Source organism: Pseudomonas sp. PDM05 (assembly GCF_014851685.1).
GTDB lineage: Bacteria > Pseudomonadota > Gammaproteobacteria > Pseudomonadales > Pseudomonadaceae > Aquipseudomonas.
In genome coordinates this window covers 25681-42191 of sequence record NZ_JACVAC010000016.1, presented here as the reverse complement: position 1 = coordinate 42191, position 16511 = coordinate 25681, and the positions used below count along the sequence as shown (strand labels likewise).

General features: G+C 58.2%; 17 protein-coding genes and 4 tRNA genes. 7 read left to right on the top strand and 14 right to left on the bottom strand.

Features of this window, described 5'->3' with window-relative positions:
* Nucleotides 1-17 precede the first annotated feature (17 nt).
* The 5 genes from flgD to IB241_RS23945 form a co-directional block, all read right to left on the bottom strand.
* Nucleotides 18-740, bottom strand: a complete 723-nt coding sequence (gene flgD / locus IB241_RS23965; RefSeq protein WP_192300659.1) for a flagellar hook assembly protein FlgD — start codon at nucleotides 738-740, stop codon at nucleotides 18-20.
* Nucleotides 741-756: 16 nt separating this feature from the next.
* A complete protein-coding gene (flgC, locus tag IB241_RS23960) occupies nucleotides 757-1200 on the bottom strand; it encodes a flagellar basal body rod protein FlgC (protein WP_192300658.1) in 444 nt (147 codons plus the stop codon).
* A gap of 3 nt (nucleotides 1201-1203) precedes the next feature.
* Nucleotides 1204-1611 (bottom strand): flagellar basal body rod protein FlgB, encoded by a 408-nt coding sequence (gene flgB / locus IB241_RS23955; protein ID WP_159936855.1) that lies wholly within the window; start codon nucleotides 1609-1611, stop codon nucleotides 1204-1206.
* Between the two features lie 332 nt (nucleotides 1612-1943).
* Nucleotides 1944-2771 (bottom strand): protein-glutamate O-methyltransferase CheR, encoded by an 828-nt coding sequence (cheR, locus tag IB241_RS23950; protein WP_060756330.1) that lies wholly within the window; start codon nucleotides 2769-2771, stop codon nucleotides 1944-1946.
* 44 nt (nucleotides 2772-2815) lie between these two features.
* On the bottom strand, nucleotides 2816-3748 hold the full coding sequence (locus tag IB241_RS23945; RefSeq protein ID WP_192300657.1) for a chemotaxis protein CheV: 933 nt from the start codon (nucleotides 3746-3748) through the stop codon (nucleotides 2816-2818).
* 81 nt (nucleotides 3749-3829) lie between these two features.
* On the opposite strand from IB241_RS23945, the gene flgA reads away from it, so the two are divergent.
* The 4 genes from flgA to IB241_RS23925 all read left to right on the top strand — a co-directional run bounded on the left by flgA (nucleotide 3830) and on the right by IB241_RS23925 (nucleotide 6425).
* On the top strand, nucleotides 3830-4594 hold the full coding sequence (flgA, locus tag IB241_RS23940; protein ID WP_192300656.1) for a flagellar basal body P-ring formation chaperone FlgA: 765 nt from the start codon (nucleotides 3830-3832) through the stop codon (nucleotides 4592-4594).
* A 142-nt stretch (nucleotides 4595-4736) separates the two neighbouring features.
* On the top strand, nucleotides 4737-5060 hold the full coding sequence (gene flgM / locus IB241_RS23935; RefSeq protein WP_192300707.1) for a flagellar biosynthesis anti-sigma factor FlgM: 324 nt from the start codon (nucleotides 4737-4739) through the stop codon (nucleotides 5058-5060).
* A gap of 48 nt (nucleotides 5061-5108) precedes the next feature.
* Entirely contained in the window at nucleotides 5109-5579 is a 471-nt protein-coding gene (locus tag IB241_RS23930; RefSeq protein ID WP_192300655.1) for a flagella synthesis protein FlgN, read from the top strand.
* A gap of 96 nt (nucleotides 5580-5675) precedes the next feature.
* The gene (locus IB241_RS23925; RefSeq protein WP_192300654.1) at nucleotides 5676-6425 is read left to right on the top strand and encodes a flagellar brake protein; all 750 of its coding nucleotides are present in this window, start codon (nucleotides 5676-5678) and stop codon (nucleotides 6423-6425) included.
* 60 nt (nucleotides 6426-6485) lie between these two features.
* Here IB241_RS23925 and IB241_RS23920 read toward each other — a convergent pair whose 3' ends face one another.
* On the bottom strand, nucleotides 6486-7880 hold the full coding sequence (locus tag IB241_RS23920) for an MFS transporter (protein ID WP_192300653.1): 1395 nt from the start codon (nucleotides 7878-7880) through the stop codon (nucleotides 6486-6488).
* Between the two features lie 268 nt (nucleotides 7881-8148).
* Nucleotides 8149-8225 (bottom strand) — tRNA-Arg (locus IB241_RS23915).
* A 326-nt stretch (nucleotides 8226-8551) separates the two neighbouring features.
* On the opposite strand from IB241_RS23915, the gene IB241_RS23910 reads away from it, so the two are divergent.
* From IB241_RS23910 to IB241_RS23900, 3 genes are all read left to right on the top strand, one after another.
* Nucleotides 8552-8779: a hypothetical protein gene (locus IB241_RS23910; protein ID WP_192300652.1), complete on the top strand. Its 228-nt coding sequence runs from the start codon at nucleotides 8552-8554 to the stop codon at nucleotides 8777-8779.
* A gap of 10 nt (nucleotides 8780-8789) precedes the next feature.
* The gene (locus IB241_RS23905; RefSeq protein WP_192300651.1) at nucleotides 8790-8969 is read left to right on the top strand and encodes a PA3371 family protein; all 180 of its coding nucleotides are present in this window, start codon (nucleotides 8790-8792) and stop codon (nucleotides 8967-8969) included.
* Nucleotides 8970-9349: 380 nt separating this feature from the next.
* Entirely contained in the window at nucleotides 9350-9676 is a 327-nt protein-coding gene (locus IB241_RS23900; protein ID WP_003193592.1) for an Arc family DNA-binding protein, read from the top strand.
* A 103-nt stretch (nucleotides 9677-9779) separates the two neighbouring features.
* Here the strand turns inward: IB241_RS23900 and mgtE are convergent, their stop codons facing one another.
* The 7 genes from mgtE to alaS form a co-directional block, all read right to left on the bottom strand.
* Nucleotides 9780-11222 carry a magnesium transporter gene (gene mgtE / locus IB241_RS23895; protein WP_192300650.1) on the bottom strand — a complete coding sequence of 481 codons (1443 nt, stop codon included), beginning with the start codon at nucleotides 11220-11222 and terminating at the stop codon, nucleotides 9780-9782.
* Between the two features lie 349 nt (nucleotides 11223-11571).
* Nucleotides 11572-11648, bottom strand: a tRNA-Arg gene (locus tag IB241_RS23890).
* A gap of 72 nt (nucleotides 11649-11720) precedes the next feature.
* Nucleotides 11721-11797 (bottom strand) — tRNA-Arg (locus IB241_RS23885).
* 107 nt (nucleotides 11798-11904) lie between these two features.
* Nucleotides 11905-11995, bottom strand: a tRNA-Ser gene (locus IB241_RS23880).
* 62 nt (nucleotides 11996-12057) lie between these two features.
* The gene (gene csrA, locus IB241_RS23875; RefSeq protein WP_003175645.1) at nucleotides 12058-12246 is read right to left on the bottom strand and encodes a carbon storage regulator CsrA; all 189 of its coding nucleotides are present in this window, start codon (nucleotides 12244-12246) and stop codon (nucleotides 12058-12060) included.
* 178 nt (nucleotides 12247-12424) lie between these two features.
* Nucleotides 12425-13666, bottom strand: coding sequence for an aspartate kinase (locus tag IB241_RS23870; RefSeq protein ID WP_192300649.1), 1242 nt, complete (start codon nucleotides 13664-13666; stop codon nucleotides 12425-12427).
* 97 nt (nucleotides 13667-13763) lie between these two features.
* Nucleotides 13764-16382 (bottom strand): alanine--tRNA ligase, encoded by a 2619-nt coding sequence (gene alaS / locus IB241_RS23865; RefSeq protein ID WP_192300648.1) that lies wholly within the window; start codon nucleotides 16380-16382, stop codon nucleotides 13764-13766.
* Nucleotides 16383-16511: the final 129 nt, after the last annotated feature.

Genomic DNA, 16511 nt, shown 5'->3' with positions numbered 1-16511 from the left:
GCCGTATTTAGCCGGCTCTATGTACCGATAGTCTGAATTTGCGACAGCTTGACGCTGCCCATGCCGCCCGCCAGGTTCAGCAGCATTTCGCCGCCGGTCTTGCTCAGGGTCACGCTGGTGACCGTGGCTGGCAGCGAAGTGCTCAAGGCAACGGCGTCGCCCTTGTCGTTCTTGGTGGTGGCCGCGAAGGTGTAGGTGCCCGCTGGAGCAACCTCGCCCTTTTCGTTCTTGCCATCCCAGATAAAGTCGGAAGTGCCGGCACTCTGGGCGCCCATGTCGATGGTGCGTACCACGTTGCCGTCTTTGTCGGTGATCTTGATGGAGACGTTGCCCACCGCCGAAGTCACCGCGACCGAACCGGTCATGCTCTTGCTCGTATCCACCAGGGCCTTGTCGGTCTGGGTGATGATCGAACGCCCCACCAGCGACGAAGCCTGCAGCGCTTGCGACGAGCTGAAGTTGCTGGAGATCGCATTCACCGAGTCGTTCAGCGTGTTGATGCCTTCCAGGCTGCTGAACTGCGCCAGCTGGGCCACGAACGCGCCGTTGTCCTGAGGCGACAGCGGGTTCTGGTTCTTCAGCTGAGTCACCAGCAATTGCAGGAATGCATCCTTGCCCAGGGACTGGTTGCCCGTGGCAGCGGTGGCAGCGCTCGCAACATTGTTGGTGGCAGTGTTGACCTTCGTGTTGAAAAGGTTCTGCACCGCTGTATTGGTTGATGTTGTATCAACGATAGCCATTATTCGGCGCCCCTTATCACTGACCCAGGGTCAGGACTTTTTGCATCATGGTTTTGGCGGTGTTCATCATTTCCGCGTTGGTCTGGAACGAGCGACTGGCGGAAATCATGTCAGCCATTTCCTCGACCACGTTGACGTTGGGGTAGTACACGTAACCCTTTTCGTTCGCGGCAGGGTGGTTGGGTTCGTAGCGGGCTTCGAGGTTGCTCTGGTCTTCGACCACGCCCAACACCTGCACGCCGGAACCTGCGGCACCCTGCTCCTGGAACAACGAGTCGCTGCCGCCGTTCTGACCGGCCTGGAACATGGTGGCGAACACTGGGTGGCGGGCGCGGTAGGTCTGGTCAATGCTCGACGACACGGTTTCGGCGTTGGCGATGTTACTGGCGACGGTGTTCAGACGCGTGGTCTGGGCGCTCATGCCACTACCGGCAATATTGAAAACACTGGACAGGGACATGGCTTACTCTCCACGCAGGGCTGACATCAGCCCTTTGAATTTGCTGTTGAGCAGGGTGAAGCTGGCCTGGAAGTTCACCGAGTTCTCGGCGTAGGCCGATTGCTCCAGCTGGGCGTCGACGGTGTTCTGGTCGATCGACGGCTGCATCGGCGTGCGATACAGCAGCGACTCGTCCCCACTGCTCAGGCCTTGCGCTTCGATATGACGGTTGTTGGTCATGTTCAAGGCGAAGGTGCCGTTCTTGTTCTTGTCCTGCTGTGCGGCGAGCACGGCGGAGAAGTCCAGGTCCCGAGCCTTGTAGTTCGGGGTATCGGCGTTGGCAATGTTGTTGGCCAGGACTTCGGCACGCTGGGCGCGGAAGCCCAGGGCTTGTTCGTGGATACCGAGCGCTTTATCGAAGCTGATGCTCATGGCGGAAACCTTTAGGCTGACCTGCTTTTCGTTAACAGGGTTATAGCAAGGTGTGTGCCAATTCTTCGAAGGCCCGTGTTTCAGGGCTTTGCGGGGAAGTTGCCGGGCGGCAATGCCAGAAAAGCGGCAATGGGTTTCCGCGTGGTGCCAGTAAAGCGGCAATGGGGTTTGCCGCTATTGAGAGGATTGCCGCAAAAACAACTGTGGGAGCTGGTTTGTGTGGGAGCTGGCTTGCCTGCGATGCAGACACCTCGGTACTTCAGTGATACAGAGGTGATGCTATCGCAGGCAAGCCAGCCCCCACACAAGCCTGGCTCCCACGTTTTTGATGCTTACTTGGCCTGGTAGATGATCCCAGGACTGCACTGCACCATCTGGTAGTGATCCGGCAGACCGTTCAGCGCCTCGGAAGCACCCAGGAACAAATAGCCGCCACGCTTGAGCGTGCCATGGATGCGCAACAGGATGTCTTTCTTCACTTCGGCCGAGAAGTAGATCAGCACGTTGCGGCAGAACACCATGTCGAACTTGCCCAGGCTGGCGTAGCTGTCGAGCAGGTTGAACGAGCGAAACTCCACCCGGTTCTTGATCGGCGCCTTGACCGCCCAACGCCCTGCCCCTTTCGGCTCGAAGTAACGTTGCAGGCGCTCCTGGGACAAGCCACGGCCCAGCGCCAGGCTGTCGTATTCGCCGGTCTTGCAGTTGGTGAGCATGGTGCCGGACAAGTCGGTGGCGACGATCTGCGCACCGGCCTTGAGCTGGCCCATGTTGGTCCGCTCGAACTCATCGATGGACATCGAGATCGAATACGGTTCCTGCCCCGAGGAGCACGCCGCCGACCAGATGCGCAAGCGCTGGCCCGGGCTGGCCTTGATGGCCTCCGGGAGCACTTTGCTCTTGAGCACTTCAAACGGGTAGGTATCACGAAACCACAGGGTTTCGTTGGTGGTCATGGCATCGACCACCATTTCCTTGAGCCCGCTGCGCGGCTGGCCCTGGATACGCTGCACCAACTCACCCAGGGATTTGATGCCCTGCTGTTCCATCAGTTTGTTGAGACGGCTGGATACCAGGTACTGCTTGTTTTCACCGAGCAATATGCCACAGGCTTTTTCCAGGAAGACCCGGAACTGTTCGAAATCCAAATTACCCGTAGACAATGATACCGCCTCTTAAATCGTGTGACCGCCAGGGGCAAATGCCCCTAGCCGTGATCTGCTGCCTTGATCCGGTCGACTACCCGGTTTGCCAGGTCATCAGGGCGGAATTTGGCCAGGAAGTCATCGGCACCGACTTTCTTGACCATCGCCTGATTGAATACGCCTGACAATGAAGTATGCAGGATGATATGCAATTTTTGCATGCGTGGATCGTTGCGGATCTCGGCCGTGAGGGTGTAGCCGTCCATTTCCGGCATCTCGATGTCGGAAATCATCATCAAGAATTCTTCTTCCGGCTTCTTGCCGTCATCCACCAGCTTGCGCAGGTAATCCAGGGCCTGGCGGCCATCATTGAGCGCCACCACCTCAACACCGATGGTTTCCAGGCAACGGGTCACCTGTTTGCGCGCCACCGACGAGTCGTCCACCGTCAGCACACGCAACGAAATTGCCTTGTGTGCGGTTTCAGCGTCGACCACACCCACCGAAATCGATTCCGAGGTCGGCGCCACTTCGGCGAGGATCTTCTCCACGTCGATGATTTCCACCAACTGGTTATCGACCCGCGTCACCGCCGTGAGGTAGTGATCGCGGCCGGTGCCCTTGGGTGGTGGATGGATCTCTTCCCAGTTCATGTTGACGATGCGCTCCACCGAGCGCACCAGGAACCCCTGGGTCTTGGTGTTGTACTCGGTAATGATCACGAACGGGCTTTCGCGGTCCTGCAAACCGGACGAACCAGTGGCAAGGGCCAGGTCAAGAATCGGGATGGTCGCACCACGGATGTTGGCGACGCCACACACCACCGGGCTGGACTTGGGCATGATCGTCAGCTTGGGACATTGCAGCACCTCCCGCACCTTGAATACGTTGATGCCATATAGCTGTTTGCCATCCAGGCGAAAAAGCAACAACTCCAGGCGATTCTGCCCTACCAGCTGTGTGCGCTGGTTTACTGAATCCATTACTCCTGCCATGCCCAGACTCCTACGCTAAAACCTTTGAGGGTGCGACGCGCACCCAACTCTAAACGGCACGAGCTTTGCTAATTATTGGCTATGGATATTAAAACGACAGTTTCCCGACGCCTTCAATTACCACGGTACAGCAGATTGCTCTGCGTCTCGCTGGCATTGTTCGCCCTGGGCCTCAACAGCGCGGCCCGCGCGGACAACGTCACCTTGCCTGATCTACTTATCGGCGTCACTCAGGGGTTTCTTGAGTTCACTGTAGAAGATTATCTGGCAACCACACAGACGCCGGGGCGTTATGAAATCCAAGTCAACCCATTGGACCCGCGTTTGCGTATGCCAATGTGCGACAAGGAATTGACAGCCACCCTGGAAAGTCCCGCCCAACCCATTGGTCGCGTGACGGTCAAAGTGCGCTGCGAAGGCGCGTCACCCTGGACGGTGTTCGTGCCGGCGCAGGTCAAACTGTTCCGCGATGTGGTGGTGGTCGCCCGCCCACTGAAGCGCACCGGCATCATCGGTCTCGACGATGTTGTACTGCGTGAACGCGACATCAGCCTGATCAGCCAGGGCTACCTCACCTCCGTGGACCAGGCCGTCGGGCAGAAATTGACCCGACCAGTGGTCACCGACCAGGTCATTACCCTGGTGCATCTGGAGCAGGCCGAAGTAATTCGCAAGGGTGATCAGGTGGTTATTTCCGCGAGCAGCGGTGCGTTGCAGGTGAAAATGCCAGGGGAAGCGCTGTCCAACGGCGGTATGAGCGAACAGATACGGGTAAAGAACCTCAACTCCAATCGAGTGATCAAGGCGCGGGTGACAGCCCCGGGGCAAGTCGAAGTGGCTTTATAGATCACTGGTATCGGGCGCCGGCTTTTTCTACACTGTGCGTCAGACGTCAGCGCGCGCAGGTTTATTGTCAATCGAGCCTAAAGTTTGTCCGGGTATGGCCGAAAACATGGCAAGCGTCCAAATACCCAGAGGTTTTTTTATCATGGTCATCGATTTCAGCCGTTTAAACAGTACCCAGGCTTTGCCCGGCTCTACGCGCACCAGCGGTGCCAAGGACAGCGTAGAAGCCAAGCCGCAACCGCTGCCCGCCAAGGCAGAACAGGTTGGCGCCAGCCAAAGCGGGGAATCCGTACACCTGAGCAATGAGGCTCAACAGTTGCAGAAGGTCACTGACTCGCTGCGCGATCAGCCGATTGTCAATAAGGCCCGCGTGGCCGAATTGAAACAAGCAATCGCCGATGGCAGCTACAAAGTCGACAGCAACCGTGTAGCCAGCAAGCTGCTTAACTTCGAAGCCGAGCGCTAGGCAAAGGCCTGCGCCGGGCTTTTGGACGCTTAAACCCCAAGGCCAGCCATGCACCACGACGAAAACCTGCTTCAACTGATCATTGATGATCTGGCGCCGACGCAACATTTGCTCGAGCTGCTAAAAGAAGAATCCCTGGCCCTCTATGGCCGGGACATGCCCCTGCTGGAAGAAATCCTGGCACGCAAGCAGTCGTTGATCGTGCTGCTGGAACAACACGGCAAGAAACGCAGTGAAATTCTCCTCAGCCTGGGCCTGCCCGCTGACCACGACGGCCTCGCACAATTGGCCAGTCACTCCTCCGTCGGCGACCAGTTGCTGGCGCAGAGCAAAGAACTCAATCAATTGCTCGCCCAATGCCAGGAAGCCAACCTGCTCAACGGTCAGTCGATCCAACTTCAGCAAGCCACGACCGCCAACCAGTTGCGTATACTCCATGGCGGTGAGCCTCCAGCCTTGTACAACGCCCAAGGCTCCACCTCACGCCTGGTCAAGCCAAGCACCCGCAGCCAAGCCTGACGCCGGTTTACAGCGCGCCCTATCCAAGGCGCGCCACATACTGGCAAAATGCCGGTTCTTGCGTGTAGTCGTATTTTGTCTGGAGATGGAAGAACCGTGTTCAACGCCCTTAATGCGGAAGATGCACCGCAGCCACCCAAGGTACTCACTACGCCCCTGGAAATTGTCGGCACCTTGCGGATGCTGCAAGAAAGCCACGACCCGCTGATCATCACCTTCCACGAACGCAGCCAGCGCTTCCAAAGCTACCTGGTGGACGTCGACCGGGACAAAAAGACCCTGGCACTGGACGAAATGATCCCGCGCGATGGCGAGCGCTTCCTCGAAAGCGGTGAACCATTTCGCATCGAAGGTTTCCACGAAGGCGTGCGCGTCGCCTGGGAAAGCAATGGCACCTACACCATCAGTGAAAAAGACGGCCACCGTATCTACACCGGCAGCATGCCGGACGAGGTGGTCTACCATCAGCGCCGCAATGCCTTTCGCGCCGCGCTGAAGCTGGCACAACTGGTGAACATCGAGCTGGGCGGCGAGAAACTCAAGGCGCCGGTCAGCGGCAAGCTGCTGGACATCTCCGCCACTGGCTGCAAATTGCGTTTTGAAGGCGACATCTCCGAGCGCCTGCAACTGGGCCAGGTCTATGACCGCTTTATCGCCGCCCTGCCCTTCGGCAGCATGACCACCTCCGTCGAACTGCGTTACCTGCACTTCGAAGAGAAGATCAACACCACCTTCGCTGGCGTGCGCTTCCACAACATGAGTGGCCTGGTACAACGCCAGGTCGAACGGTTTGTGTACCAACTGCAACGTGAAGCACGGCGTTTTGACAAAGACGACGACTTTTAAGCCTTAACGCATGCAGCAAAAAAACGGGCAGATCCTGATGGGATCTGCCCGTTTTTGCATTCAGGGGCGTGCCCTGCTCAAGTCATGGGGATGCTCTTCGGGGCCCAAGGGCTCCGGTGGCCCTTCGAAGGCAGGCTCTTCAACCGCTGGCTGCGCATCGGCTTCAGTCTCGGCCTCAGGCTCCTGCGGCGCAGCGGTCTGCATCTGCTCTTGCACCACCTGTTCATCGACCCGCGGGTCCAGTGCCGCCACCAGCGGCGAACTGGACATGCTGTCGGGCATGGCCACGTGATGCAGCGGCGCATCGTCCACCTGATGCAGGTTGGTCACCGCCTTCGGCCGGATGCGCCACACCAGGATCAACGCACACAGGCTGAAGAACGCGTACAACATTTGGCTGCCGAACAGCTTCATCACCACACCGGCCAGCAACGGCCCGATACTGGCACCCACGCCGTAGGTCACCAGCAACATCGCGGTGAGCGAGACGCGGCGATCACCTTCCACGTGGTCATTGGAGAACGCCACAGCCAGCGGATACAGACAGAACTGCACCAGGGAGCACACGAACCCGGCCACGAACAGCACTTCCAACGGCACTTGGGTGAGCACCGCCAACGGCAACGCCGCCACCGCCAGGCACAGGGCGAAACAACGAATCAACAGGGCGCGATCATAGCGATCAGACAACCAGCCCAACGGCCACTGCACCACCAGACCGGCAAAAATGCAGCTACCCATGAACAGACCGACCTGCTCGGTGCTCAAGCCTTGCTGCGAGGCATACAGCGGCGCCAGGCCGTAGAACGAACCGACGATCAACCCCGCGCCCAGCACCGTACTCAGCGACTGCGGCACCCGCTTGATAAAGAAGCGCGGTTCCATCGGCGCCGGATGCAGCGGCGCCGGGTGAATCCGTCGGGTCATCGCCACCGGCACCAGGCACAGGGCGAAGCACAACGCGACCAACATCAGCAATTCGAGGCCGAGCTGGGGGTGCATCACCAGGATCAGTTGACCCAGCACCAGCCCCAGGTAGGAGGCGATCATGTAGCCGCTGAACACCACTCCGCGCTGCTTGGCGTCCGCCTGTTCATTCAGCCAACTCTCGATGACCATGTACTGGCACATCATCCCCAGGCCGACAATGACCCGCAGTACGATCCACGCCGGCAGCCAGTCAATCAGGCCATGCCCCAGCACTGCCGCGCCGACGATCCCGGCACAGGTGGCATACGCACGGATATGCCCGACCCGGGCAATCAGGCGATGCCCGATCTTGCCGCCCAGCACCAGGCCAAAGTAGTTGGCCGCCATCAGCGCACCGACCCACAGGCTGTCCACATGGTCGGCCGCCAGGCGCAAGGCCAGGTAAGTACTGAGCAGGCCGGAGCCGATCAGCATCATCAAAGAGGCGAAATAAAGGGCTCGAAAAGATTTCCAGATCTGGCGCATCGGCGTTCCGAGCGGCTCCTTGCGGTGAGAGACAGGGCTATCGGCATGATAGTCCTGGGTGGGCGGGTCCGGACAGGCGGCATATGCTGTTTCCGGGGATTATTTTGCTTAACCGTCAGACGCTGCCCGGCTGGCTGCAAGGTACATAGATCGTGATAAATACACCGCGCACCTGCTGTGAACCCTGAACAGCGTCAAGGTTCGACACATCTTTAAAAAGCGCCCACAAAAAAGCCCCGCCAGAACAATCTGTGCGGGGCTTTGGATCTGGTGTCCCAGGGCCGGTTCGAACGGCCAACCTTCCCCTTAGGAGGGGGATGCTCTATCCAATTGAGCTACTGGGACCAATGACCGTCATCTCGCCGAGGGGCGGTGCGACGGACGGCGTGCATGTTAACGGCCGGGTTGGGTTTTGTCATGTCGTCTGTAGGCTTTTTGAGTGTAGGCCGCAGCTTACCGGGGTAGCTGCCGTTTGGTCCCGTGGAACCGGGCACTTGGCGCCATCGTGCAAAATGCATTACCCCAAAATGCCAGCATTGCAAATTGCAATAAAACAGCCCACCAAACTACACTTAAGTAACTGATTTTATTGAATTAAAACCTTGGCACGGGTTCTGCAATACTTCCCTTATAAAACCAACTCGGCCATGCCTGCTGCGGAGAACATGATTATGAACAGCGCCCTTCTGTTAGCTCTCAACACCGCAGCCCTGGCGGCATTGGTGGCCTTCCATTTCCAATCGAACACTAGCGACGACACCGCGCAGCTGCGTCAGCCCGTGCCCCATCATTTGCAACAGCGTCCGCAACTGGCCGTGATGGCCGTCAAACCGCAATCCGACATTCACCTGACCCAGGGCACTCAAGCAGCGCCATCCGCCGAACACTGGGTTTTCTGAGGACGTCCCAATGAACAAGCCCGCCTGGCTGTTTCTCTGCCTGACCCTGGCCAGTGCCATCCTGGGACTGAATGCCAGCGCGCGGGACGTGCAATCCAGCGCTTTTATCGCCAGCGGCGTGTTTGCCGGCATTCTGTTGCTGACCCTCATCGTGGGTCGCCGGATCAAATTCGACCCCGTACTGCGTTGACTCCCACCTACCTTATGTCGCCTCGTGCTAGTAAATCGGCAAATTGCCACTAGTCTTAAACTCAAGGGCAAAAGGCCACTTTGCTATACGATGTGCGGCCTAAAACCCTTTTGCGGCCGGGCTTTGCGCGATCATTACTGGATGAAATCCTTCGCCAAAAAGTTTTCCAACCAGTCCGCAAAAATGCAAATCAGTGCTGGCATTAAGCCTTTAGGCAGTTCAATATTTGTCACAGAATTGACGCCAAGGAACTGGCAAATCTGAGGCATGATGCGGCCTCTTTGCAATTCAGGTTGAACTTTGGTCGTGAGCCTTGTCTTAACACTCATCGCTTGCGGCCAATTCCAGAAACCGCTCCCCTGAACTAACCGGTTAAATATATGCGCCCATTGAAACAGGCAATTTATTCCAGCCGTACGGCTGACAAGTTCGTCGTACGTCTGCCAGACGGAATGCGGGAACGCATTGCCGAGGTGGCTCGCAATCATCACCGCAGCATGAACTCCGAAATCATCGCGCGCCTGGAGCAAAGCCTTATTCAGGAAGGTGCGTTGGGCGAAGAGTTGAGCATGCGCCTGGACAGCCCCGAGCTGTCACTGCACGAACGCGAACTGCTGCAGCGTTTTCGTCAGCTCTCCCACCGCCAGCAAAATGCTCTCGTCTCGCTTATCGCGCACGACGTTGAGGCGGCCGCAGAAGCCAATTGATCTGCACCTGAAAGCCGAAGCCAGCCATGTGCTGGCTTTTTTTTGCCTGGGATTTGGGAAGAGGATGCAGCAAGGGGGCAGAGCTGCCCCCATCGGGGTTGGATCAAAGCAGGAAGATCGTTGCCAACCCCAGGAAGATGAAGAAGCCACCACTGTCGGTCATCGCGGTGATCATCACACTGGCACCCATCGCAGGGTCGCGTCCGAGGCGGGCCAGGGTCATGGGGATCAACACACCCATCAAGGCGGCCAGCAGCAGGTTGAGGGTCATGGCGGCCGTCATCACGACGCCGAGCGACCAACTGCCGTAGAGCAAGTAAGCCACCACACCAATTACCCCACCCCACACAAGACCGTTGATCAAGCCAACCGCCAGCTCCTTGCGCAGCAAGCGCGATGAATTGGCGGTACTCACCTGATCCAGCGCCATGGCACGCACGATCATGGTAATCGTCTGGTTACCCGAGTTGCCGCCGATGCCGGCCACAATCGGCATCAGCGCCGCAAGGGCCACCAATTTCTCGATCGAGCCCTCGAACAACCCAATCACCCGCGACGCAATAAACGCGGTAATCAGGTTGATCGCCAACCACGCCCAACGGTTATGCAGTGAGCGCCAGACCGATGCAAAAATGTCTTCCTCTTCACGCAAACCCGCCATGTTGAGGACTTCGGTCTCACTTTCCTCACGAATCAAGTCGACCATTTCATCGATGGTCAAACGACCAATCAGCTTGCCGTTCTTGTCGACTACCGGCGCCGAGATCAAGTCGTAACGCTCGAACGCCTGGGCAGCCTCGTACGCATCTTCGTCCGGGTGAAAACTCACCGTGTCGCTGGCCATCAGGTCCGCAACTTTCTTGTCCGGATCATTGACCAGCAAACGCTTGATCGGCAGCACACCCTTGAGAATGCCTTCGTAGTCGACCACGAACAGTTTGTCGGTATGGCCAGGCAGCTCTTTCAGCCGGCGCAGGTAGCGCAGAACCACTTCCAGGCTGACGTCTTCGCGGATGGTGACCATCTCGAAGTCCATCAGGGCGCCGACCTGGTCCTCGTCATAGGACAGCGCGGAGCGCACTCGCTCACGTTGCTGGCCGTCGAGGGCCTCCATCAGCTCGTGCACGACGTCACGCGGCAGCTCAGGGGCCAAGTCAGCGAGTTCGTCGGCGTCCATCTCCTTGGCCGCAGCCAGGAGCTCGTGATCGTCCATGTCGGCGATCAGGGTTTCACGGACCGAGTCGGATACTTCGAGAAGGATGTCGCCGTCGCGGTCAGCCTTGACCAACTGCCAGAGGGTCAGTCGATCATCGAGCGGCAAGGCTTCGAGGATGTAAGCGACGTCGGCGGAGTGCAGATCATCGAGCTTGCGCTGCAACTCGACGAGGTTTTGGCGGTGGACCAGGTTTTCGACGCGGTCGTGGTTCGGACCTTCCTGGCGATGCGTAAGGTCTTCGACCACACGCTGGCGCTGCAGCAGCTCGATGACTTGAGCCAGGCGATCCTGCAGGCTTTCTTGTGTTTTCTTTACTTCTACTTCGGTCATAGGCGAACTCCACTCCCAGCAGCGGGGCACGCCGGAAGGATCAATCAGTCAATTCATGATTGGTAAAACGGGGTACTGAGTAACTACTGGGTAAGTCCATGGAGGTATTCCACAAGCCCCGGCGGGGCTGACGGGCGCAATGATACACCGCCCGACCGCTTTAAACGTTAAAAAACTGGCAAGAACAAGCGCTTGCGAGCAAAAGCTGAGCAATGGCTGGATCTATGAACTGCGACGACGCTGCCCGAAAGGAAAACACATGACGTAGGAGAAAAGATAAAACCCGGGATCATTCCCACACAAACCCCAGACGGCAAAAAGCCCGCACTAGGCGGGCTTTTTGTTTGTATGGTGCACTCGACAGGATTCGAACCTGTGACCGCTCGGTTCGTAGCCGAGTACTCTATCCAGCTGAGCTACGAGTGCAGATTGTGTTTTTAGACCAGATCACAACTGGTTGGAGCCAAGCCACCTGCATTGCTGCAACTGACTCTTAAATGGTGCACTCGACAGGATTCGAACCTGTGACCGCTCGGTTCGTAGCCGAGTACTCTATCCAGCTGAGCTACGAGTGCATTTGTTGCCGCGCATTATAGGCCGTTCAATCTCTATGTAAAGCTATTTTTTCGTTTAATTTCAACAACTTACGAAAAAACCAGATTGCAACGTACTAAGCAAATAATGGCGGAGAACGGGGGATTCGAACCCCCGACACCCTTTTGAGGTGTACTCCCTTAGCAGGGGAGCGCCTTCGGCCACTCGGCCAGCTCTCCGCAACACGGGGCGTATATTAACCACGTTCATCCCCGTTTGCAAACATAAAAAACGATAAAAATTAAAGGCTTGGTTCTTCGTCCTTCTCTTTCTTGATCCGCAGGTAGATTTCCTCACGGTGGACCGCTACCTCTTTCGGAGCGTTAACCCCAATACGCACTTGATTGCCTTTGACGCCGAGCACAGTCACGGTGATTTCGCCATCACCAATAATCAGGCTTTCTGCGCAACGACGAGTCAGAATCAGCATACCTTTCTCCTCACGCATTTCAGTTCAGGAACAACAGTCTGCAAAAAAAAGGCGTTCGACCTACAACCCAAAGGCCATGGCCCTACCCGCCTAAGTATTGTCGAGCCCACGCAAAAGAACATGCGCCCTACAAAAAAAGGAAAGGCGCGGTAAACCGCGCCTTCCTGGCATTACCGCATCACTCGCCCTGTCGGGCCGGAGCGTCGAGCTCGAACGCGGTATGCAGCGCGCGGACAGCCAGTTCCAGGTACTTCTCTTCGATCACCACCGAGACCTTGATCTCCGACGTGGAGATCATCTGGATGTTGATGCTTTCCTTGGCCAGGGCGCCAAACATGCGGCTGGCAACGCCGGCATGGGAACGCATGCCCACGCCCACGATCGACACCTTGGCAATCTTGGTGTCACCCACCACTTCACGCGCGCCAATCTCGCTGGCAGTGTTTTCCAGGATCTTGAACGCCGCATCGTACTCGTTGCGGTGCACGGTGAAGGTGAAATCGGTGGTGTTATCGTGCGAAACGTTCTGCACGATCATGTCGACTTCTACATTCGCATTACTGATCGGGCCGAGAATCTTGAAGGCCACACCCGGGGTGTCTGGCACGCCACGGATGGTCAGCTTGGCTTCATCACGGTTGAAAGCGATACCGGAAATGATCGGCTGTTCCATGGATTCCTCTTCATCAATAGTAATGAGGGTGCCCGGACCCTCTTTGAAGCTGTGCAATACGCGCAGCGGAACGTTGTACTTGCCGGCGAATTCCACCGCACGGATCTGCAACACCTTGGAACCGAGGCTGGCCATTTCCAGCATCTCTTCAAAGGTGATCTTGTCCAGGCGCTGGGCCACGGACACCACACGCGGGTCAGTGGTATAGACGCCATCCACATCGGTGTAGATCTGGCACTCATCAGCCTTGAGAGCCGCTGCCAGCGCCACGCCGGTGGTGTCCGAACCGCCACGCCCGAGGGTGGTGATGTTGCCGTGCTCGTCCACACCCTGGAAGCCGGCTACAACTACCACGCGCCCTGCTTTCAGATCAGCACGAATTTTCTGATCGTCAATCTGCAGGATGCGCGCCTTGGTGTGTGCGCTATCGGTGAGGATGCGCACCTGGCTGCCAGTGTAGGACACCGCCGGCACACCGCGCTTGTTCAGCGCCATGGCCAGCAACGCGATGGTCACCTGCTCGCCGGTAGACACGATCACATCCAGCTCACGCGGCAGCGGCGCTTGATCACCGCTGATAGCCTTGGCCAGGTCGATCAGGCGATTGGTCTCGCCGCTCATGGCCGACAGCACCACCACCAGGTCGTCGCCGGCATCGCGGAATTTCTTAACCTTGTCGGCCACCTGCTCGATTCGTTCGACGGAGCCGACCGAGGTGCCTCCAAATTTCTGTACGATCAAAGCCATTTCTAAGCCGCCTCAGCCCGTAAAGGGGCGCCCAATAAACAAATCTTCCAGCACCGGAGCGAGCCCATGACTAGACCATGGGCTCAATCATGGCGCCTTAAATACCCGCCTCGACAAACGGCACGGTCAGGGCCAGGGCCGCGTCCAGGGCACCGGCGTCTACACCACCGCCTTGCGCCATGTCCGGACGACCACCACCCTTCCCGCCCACTGCCGCAGCGGCTTGTTTCATCAAATCACCGGCCTTGAGTTGGCCAGTCAGGTCCTTGGTTACACCGGCAACCAGAACGACCTTATCCTCATGGACACCGCCGAGCAGGATCACTGCGCGGCCGAGCTTGTTCTTCAACTGATCGACCAAGGCCAACAGCGCCTTGCCGTCCTGACCGTCCAGGCGCGCGGCCAGGACTTTCACGTCCTTGACGTCCACCGCAGAAGCCGACAGATCGTCGCCCGCCGCACTGGCTGCCTTGGCTTGCAACTGCTCCAGCTGTTTCTCCAGGGCGCGGTTGCGCTCCAGTACGGCGGACAGCTTGTCGATCAGGTTGTCGCGGCTGCCCTTGACCAGGCTGGCCGCTTCCTTGAGTTGTTCTTCGGCCGCATTGAGGTAGGCCAGGGCCGCAGCACCGGTCACTGCCTCGATACGCCGCACACCGGACGCCACACCACCTTCGCTGATGATTTTCAGCAGGGCGATGTCGCCGGTGCGGTTGGCGTGGATACCGCCACACAGTTCCACCGAGAAATCACCGCCCATGCTCAGTACGCGCACGCTGTCGCCGTACTTCTCGCCGAACAGCGCCATGGCGCCCTTGGCCTTGGCGGTCTCGATGTCGGTTTCTTCGGTTTGCACCGGGGTGTTCTTGCGGATCTCGGCGTTGACGATGTCTTCCAGGGCCTTGATCTGCTCCGGCTTGATCGCTTCGAAGTGGCTGAAGTCGAAACGCAGGCGCTGGCTATCGACCAACGAGCCCTTCTGCTGGACGTGATCGCCCAGCACCTGACGCAGTGCAGCGTGCAGCAAGTGAGTGGCCGAGTGGTTCAGCGCCGTGGCGTGGCGCACGTTGGCGTCGACCTGAGTGTCGACCGGCGCACCAACGGTCAGGTTGCCCAGCACCAACTTGCCGTGATGCAGGAACGCACCGCCGGTCTTGGTGGTGTCGCGCACTTCAAACCGACCGGACGTCGAACTGAGGAAACCACAGTCACCAACCTGGCCACCGGACTCGGCGTAGAACGGCGTCTGGTCCAGGACTACTACCGCCTCCTCGCCTTCGTTCAACACGTCGACCGACTTGCCGTCTTTATAAATGGCGACGATCTTGGCCGAGCCCACGGTAGCGCTATAGCCGGTGAACTCGGTCGGCACATCAACCTTGACCAAGGTGTTGTAGTCCAGGCCAAAGGAACTGGCGGAACGTGCACGCACACGCTGGGCTTCCATCTCGCGCTCAAAACCGGCTTCATCGATGGTCAGCTCGCGCTCACGGGCGATGTCGGCAGTCAGGTCCATCGGGAAGCCGTAGGTGTCGTACAGCTTGAACACCACGTCGCCCGGCACCACGGTGCCTTTGAGCCCGGCCAGATCCTGCTCGAGGATTTTCAGGCCGTGCTCGAGGGTCTTGGAGAACTGCTCTTCTTCAGCCTTGAGCACGCGCTCGATATTACCTTGCTGCTGCTTGAGCTCCGGGAAGGCGTCGCCCATCTCGGCAACCAGTGCGGCGACGATCTTGTAGAAGAAGCTGCCAGTGGCGCCCAGCTTGTTACCGTGGCGGCAGGCGCGGCGGATGATGCGGCGCAGCACATATCCACGGCCTTCGTTCGACGGCAGCACGCCATCGGCGATCAGGAAGCCGCAGGAACGGATGTGATCGGACACCACCTTGAGCGAAGACTGGTTGTCATTGGCACAGCCAATGGCCGCCGCCGAGGCGCTCAGCAGGTTGGTGAACAGGTCGATTTCGTAGTTGGAATGCACGTGCTGCATCACCGCACTGATCCGCTCCAGGCCCATGCCGGTGTCGACCGACGGCGCTGGCAACGGATGCAACACGCCGTCGGCGGTGCGGTTGAACTGCATGAATACGTTGTTCCAGATCTCGATGTAGCGGTCACCGTCTTCTTCCGGCGAGCCTGGCGGGCCACCCCAGATGTCGGCGCCGTGGTCGTAGAAGATCTCGGTGCAAGGGCCGCACGGGCCGGTATCGCCCATGGTCCAGAAGTTGTCGGAAGCGTACGGCGCGCCTTTGTTGTCGCCGATACGGATCATGCGCTCTTCAGGCACGCCGATTTGCTGGGTCCAGATGTCATACGCTTCGTCGTCCGTCGCATAGACGGTGACCCAGAGCTTTTCTTTGGGCAGCTTCAACACGCCGGTCAGGAAGGTCCAGGCGAAGGTGATCGCATCTTTCTTGAAATAGTCGCCAAAGCTGAAGTTGCCCAGCATTTCGAAGAAGGTGTGGTGACGAGCGGTGTAACCGACGTTTTCCAAGTCGCTGTTCTTGCCGCCGGCACGCACGCACTTCTGGCTGCTGGTGGCACGGGTGTACGCGCGTTTTTCCTGGCCCAGGAAGCAGTCCTTGAACTGGTTCATCCCCGCGTTAGTGAACAGCAGGGTTGGGTCATTGCCTGGGATCAAAGAGCTGGAGGAGACACGGGTGTGACCTTGCTCTTCGAAGAAGCGAAGGAAGGCTTCACGGATTTCTGCGCTTTTCATTAGGTTCTTCCACGGAGGCTGCGGCCAAAGGCCAGTGCGCAACATCATCAGACGGAGCGACGGCAAAGGGCCGCATTATATCGGCCCTTTGCCGGTGGTACAGCGTGTTTATACGATTGAAAGGTTCAA

Coding starts and splice junctions, on each gene's coding strand:
- flgD (WP_192300659.1), bottom strand. CDS start 740: ATGGCTATCGTTGATACAACATCAACCAATACAGCGGTGCAGAACCTT.
- flgC (WP_192300658.1), bottom strand. CDS start 1,200: ATGTCCCTGTCCAGTGTTTTCAATATTGCCGGTAGTGGCATGAGCGCC.
- flgB (WP_159936855.1), bottom strand. CDS start 1,611: ATGAGCATCAGCTTCGATAAAGCGCTCGGTATCCACGAACAAGCCCTG.
- IB241_RS23945 (WP_192300657.1), bottom strand. CDS start 3,748: ATGGCAGGAGTAATGGATTCAGTAAACCAGCGCACACAGCTGGTAGGG.
- flgA (WP_192300656.1), top strand. CDS start 3,830: ATGGATATTAAAACGACAGTTTCCCGACGCCTTCAATTACCACGGTAC.
- flgM (WP_192300707.1), top strand. CDS start 4,737: ATGGTCATCGATTTCAGCCGTTTAAACAGTACCCAGGCTTTGCCCGGC.
- IB241_RS23930 (WP_192300655.1), top strand. CDS start 5,109: ATGCACCACGACGAAAACCTGCTTCAACTGATCATTGATGATCTGGCG.
- IB241_RS23920 (WP_192300653.1), bottom strand. CDS start 7,880: ATGCGCCAGATCTGGAAATCTTTTCGAGCCCTTTATTTCGCCTCTTTG.
- IB241_RS23910 (WP_192300652.1), top strand. CDS start 8,552: ATGAACAGCGCCCTTCTGTTAGCTCTCAACACCGCAGCCCTGGCGGCA.
- IB241_RS23905 (WP_192300651.1), top strand. CDS start 8,790: ATGAACAAGCCCGCCTGGCTGTTTCTCTGCCTGACCCTGGCCAGTGCC.
- IB241_RS23900 (WP_003193592.1), top strand. CDS start 9,350: ATGCGCCCATTGAAACAGGCAATTTATTCCAGCCGTACGGCTGACAAG.
- mgtE (WP_192300650.1), bottom strand. CDS start 11,222: ATGACCGAAGTAGAAGTAAAGAAAACACAAGAAAGCCTGCAGGATCGC.
- csrA (WP_003175645.1), bottom strand. CDS start 12,246: ATGCTGATTCTGACTCGTCGTTGCGCAGAAAGCCTGATTATTGGTGAT.
- IB241_RS23870 (WP_192300649.1), bottom strand. CDS start 13,666: ATGGCTTTGATCGTACAGAAATTTGGAGGCACCTCGGTCGGCTCCGTC.
- alaS (WP_192300648.1), bottom strand. CDS start 16,382: ATGAAAAGCGCAGAAATCCGTGAAGCCTTCCTTCGCTTCTTCGAAGAG.